The sequence below is a fragment of the Dietzia sp. DQ12-76 genome (genome assembly GCF_014145045.1).
GTDB lineage: Bacteria > Actinomycetota > Actinomycetes > Mycobacteriales > Mycobacteriaceae > Dietzia.
In genome coordinates this window covers 1-2,698 of the sequence record NZ_JAALDV010000564.1, presented here as the reverse complement: position 1 = coordinate 2,698, position 2,698 = coordinate 1, and the positions used below count along the sequence as shown (strand labels likewise).

The following is a 2,698-nucleotide window of genomic DNA, read 5'->3' as shown; positions in this document are numbered from 1 at the left end:
CGAGGCGGTGGGGGAGTGCGACCGGGTCTACGTCGAGAAGCAGTCCGCACGCTCTCGTGCGGACCGGGTGAAGCTCGAAGAGTGCATCAGGTACCTGCGAGACGGTGACGAGCTGGTTGTCGCGTCGATGGACCGACTCGCCCGATCTCTGGTCGATCTCAAGCAGATCGTTGGCGAGATCACGGCCAAGGGCGCGAGTGTGGAGTTCGTCCACGAGCGGGCCACCTACGCCGCAGGCGCCCAGGATCCTCGAGCGGATCTGATGCTGTCGCTGCTCGGTGCGTTCGCCGAGTTCGAGAGGGCCATCATCCGGGAACGCCAGGCCGAGGGTATTGCCATCGCCAAGGCGAAGGGCAAATACAAGGGACGCAAACGCGTCCTGACCCACGAGCAGATCGAAAGGGCGCGAGCACGCGTCGAGGCGGGGGAGGGGCCGTCGGCGATCGCCCGGGATCTCGGAGTGGGTCGATCGACGCTTTACCGGGCATTGCAGCGCGATGCGCAGTGACGCAGCTCGTGACGCTCCTCCGGTGCGCAACAGCCTGGTGAGGAGGGGCCCCGAAGAGGGCCAGGGGCGGCCTGGTCTCGTCGTTTCTCGTTGAGTTCAGCGACCGCGGTAAGTCGCGAGCGCTGATGGAGAAGGGGGTTATACGCGGGAGGAGTTTTTGGGCGAGAACGGGAGTAGCGATCTACGTGCGTGGTAGTCGATCTTCTTGTCGCGCTGCCTGACGGGCAGGTCGACAGTTCGCTGGTCGTCGACTACTTCCTGGTCCTGCCAGTCTCTGGGCACGAAGTTGCGGATCAGGTTAAGACCAATGCCAGTCAAGCTCCCATCGGGGTTCTTCTTGGTCAGTTCCATCACCGTGGTTCTGACAATGCTCAGCGAATTGGTGACCGGAGCGTACATGGAGCTTTCGACGGCGGCCTCTCTCATGAGTACGACTTGTCCACGTTGCGCGGTGTACCGGCGGCGGGCTACCTGCCAGAGGTTTTGGACCGCATGGTAGATCGCAGTCGCCACCGCTAAGTCTTGGTCTGGGAGGCAACCGGTCATACTCAGGTGCCATTTCGGACCCTCTTTTGGGGCCTTCGGGCTCGCTGGCTTGTGCAGGTAAGTGTGCATGCGACCGGCATGGAGTTCGATCTCTTCCCCGCCGGTCTGGAGCGTCATCTTGGTGCTGTCGTCCAGCTGAACCATCGTCAATCCGTGCTTGGCGGCGTTGTAGAGAAACGATTCGTTGAGTAGGCGGTGTGCGCTGAACCGAAGCAGTAGTCGAACGGCGTCGACGGTGTTCTCGAACTCTTCATCAGTAGCGGCGATCGCTGCATCTCGTGGGTCACTTCCACCAAGAAAAACGAGCGCGACGTCTTCCCTATTGAACCCGTCTTCGAGGGCCTTTTCGACCTTGTCCTTGAAGGCCGAAAAGCTCGTCGAGGACGCCATACCGATCCATGGGCAGTCTGGTGCTTCCGCATGGGCAAAAAACATGCGTAGGACCATCTCAGCGGCGTGGTGGATGATCATTTCAGCTTCAGTCGCGATGTAGCGCTCCCGCTCGTCGTCCTCGGGGGGGCCGGTCGGTGGAATGCTCAGGCTTCCGATCTGGCGCTCGGCCGCGTAGACAGGCCGCAGTTGCTCCTGCGATAAGGCCATCAGTGACAGCGCTTCGATTCGTAACCGCAGAAAGGCTGCGGGGTCAGCGGTGTAGAACGTGGCATTCAGTTCTGGGTGTAACTCTTTCGCGAGCGGCTTGTCCGCAGACGATTTCTGGTGGCGCTTCTTGCTTGCCCGGTTGTTACGTGCCATCCCGCAATTGTGCCCACTACCTGTCACACTCCGGCATTGAATCCGGCTTCTCGGGTCATGTAGCTGTATGCCATGCTCCACCTTGCTGGAAACGTTCTCCCCAGTCTGGGATGCGTCAGCGGCGCGCGTTGGTATGCGTCGTGCTTCGCGCGACTCGCTGATGCGGCACAATCTTGCGAGACGCTCTGACCAGGATGGAGTGGGTATCGGTCCGATCATTGGCTGTTGCGCAGCAGGGGACCGTCAAATATGACGCCTGTAAAGACGGTCTGCAGTCTCGGCTCGGGTGCCTTCAGTGAAGCGGAATCTGGGTGACGAAACACGAGGTGAACCTGCATTTTCTGTCGCTGTCGTAGGCACATGCAACTCTTCACGGTGTGACCGGGATTGATGTCTTGAGGATTGGTAAGGGGCTGATTCCCCGCCGCTGGAAGAAGTCCATCATCACACTGATGGCTATTGCGATGCTCCTACTGCTCCCGGAGCTGGGCCAACGAGCGGCGTTGTGGGCAGGGGAGCAGTATGCTCAGCGGCTTTCCCAAACGGTTGAATATGCGGGGCTGTTAGATATGGAACTGCCCTAGGGCAGATCAGGGCCGCAGCCAGCGGAACTGACGGACCGCACGCCGATAGCTCCTGACCCCGGTAGGATTCTGCCTGTGGCGTTCGAGAAGTTCCCAGACCCGATCGCCGAGTCCATCGGTCAGTTTCAAGTCGTTGCCTCGGACGGTCAGGTTCAAAGCCCGCAGCGGACCGGCGTGCTGCGGTTCAGCGAGAACCGCGCCAGTCTTGAGGTAAGTCCAGGATTCACTCCGACGGTGAAGTGGACTGAACAGCCAAACGGAGGCTGGGTCGGGAGCCCTAACCCCGGTGTTTCATGGGGATCTGCGG

4 protein-coding genes are annotated in these 2,698 nt (G+C 60.6%); 3 read left to right on the top strand and 1 reads right to left on the bottom strand.

Features of this window, described 5'->3' with window-relative positions:
* A partial coding sequence (locus G6019_RS16800; RefSeq protein WP_241726126.1) for a recombinase family protein occupies positions 1 to 508 on the top strand: 508 nt, incomplete at its 5' end.
* A 138-nt stretch (positions 509 to 646) separates the two neighbouring features.
* Here G6019_RS16800 and G6019_RS16795 read toward each other — a convergent pair.
* The gene (locus G6019_RS16795; protein WP_182628115.1) at positions 647 to 1,807 is read right to left on the bottom strand and encodes a hypothetical protein; all 1,161 of its coding nucleotides are present in this window, start codon (positions 1,805 to 1,807) and stop codon (positions 647 to 649) included.
* A 377-nt stretch (positions 1,808 to 2,184) separates the two neighbouring features.
* Here G6019_RS16795 and G6019_RS16790 point away from each other — a divergent pair, with 377 nt between their 5' ends.
* Both G6019_RS16790 and G6019_RS17135 read left to right on the top strand, forming a co-directional pair.
* Positions 2,185 to 2,391 carry a hypothetical protein gene (locus tag G6019_RS16790; protein ID WP_182613701.1) on the top strand — a complete coding sequence of 69 codons (207 nt, stop codon included), beginning with the start codon at positions 2,185 to 2,187 and terminating at the stop codon, positions 2,389 to 2,391.
* Between the two features lie 75 nt (positions 2,392 to 2,466).
* On the top strand, positions 2,467 to 2,698 hold a 232-nt coding region (locus tag G6019_RS17135), incomplete at its 3' end, for a hypothetical protein (RefSeq protein WP_206681843.1).